Below are 1,264 nucleotides of genomic sequence, written 5' to 3'. Positions count from 1 at the left end.
GGAGGCCCCGGCCCCCCGCACCACAGACTCAGACCGCCCGCCAAGGACGGCACAGCCCCAGGAAGCAGGCCAGCGCCGCGGCCCCGCAGCAGACCTGGACCAGCGCCATCGGCACCGCCGTGTCCTCGCCCGCGACGCCCACCAGCGGTGAGGCGATCGCGCCGACGAGGAACGAGGACGTGCCGATCAGTGCGGAGGCCGAACCCGCGGCGTGCGGGGTCCGCATCAGCGCGAGCGCGTTGGTGTTCGGCAGCGCGAGCCCCATCGCGGACATGAGGAAGAACAGGCCCGTGGCGATCGGCACGAGGCCGACCTCCCCGAACACCCCGGCGGACATCAGCAGCAGCGCGATCGCCGCCAGCACGATCACCACCAGACCGAAGCCCAGCACCTTGTCCAGACTGACCCGCCCCATGAGGATCCTGCCGTTGACCTGCCCGGCGACGATCAGCCCGATCGAGTTGAGGCCGAACAGCAGGCTGTACGTCTGCGGCGAGGCGCCGTAGATCTCCTGGACGACGAACGGCGAGGCCGAGATGTACGCGAAGAGCGCGGCGAACGCCAGCCCGCCGGTGAGCATGTACCCGGCGAAGACCCGCTCGCCCAGCAGCCCCCGCATCGTGCGCAGCGCCGCACCGAGCCCGCCGCCGTGCCGCTTCTCAGGCGGCAGCGTCTCGCGCAGCCAACGGGCGACGATCAGGGTCAGCACCACGCCGATGCCCGTCAGCACGTAGAAGACTCCGCGCCAGTCGGTGACGCGCAGCACCTGCCCGCCGATGAGCGGGGCGACGATCGGGGCGACGCCGGAGACCAGCATCAGGGTGGAGAAGAACCGGGCCATCGCCACGCCCTCGTACAGGTCGCGGACGACGGCGCGGGCGATCACGATCCCCGACGCCCCGGCCAGGCCCTGCACGAGCCGGAAGGCGATGAGGAGTTCGACGGTGGGCGCGAAGGCGCACGCCGCGGTCGCCAGCACGTAGATCGCCATGCCGGCGAGCAGCGGCCGCTTGCGGCCCCACCGGTCGCTCATCGGGCCGACGATCAGCTGGCCGAGGGCCATGCCCGCGAGGCAGCCGGTGAGGGTCAGCTGGACGGTCGCGGCGGGGCTGTGCAGGGAGCCGGTGACCTCGGGGAGGGCCGGGAGGTACATGTCCATCGACAGCGGGGCGAGTGCGGTGAGCCCGCCGAGGATGAGGGTGACGAGGAGGCGCGTACGGGTCGCCGGGCGCTCCGGGCGGGGGGCGGCGGCGCGGTGTCGGGG

General features: G+C 72.9%; 1 protein-coding gene. It reads right to left on the bottom strand.

The features are described 5' to 3' along the window. Nucleotides 1-28 precede the first annotated feature (28 nt). A partial coding sequence (locus AOK16_RS24910) for a Bcr/CflA family multidrug efflux MFS transporter (RefSeq protein WP_055474332.1) occupies nucleotides 29-1,264 on the bottom strand: 1,236 nt, incomplete at its 5' end.

The sequence above is a fragment of the Streptomyces pathocidini genome (genome assembly GCF_001418495.1).
Taxonomy (GTDB): domain Bacteria; phylum Actinomycetota; class Actinomycetes; order Streptomycetales; family Streptomycetaceae; genus Streptomyces; species Streptomyces pathocidini.
This window is presented reverse-complemented; position numbering and strand designations above follow the sequence as displayed.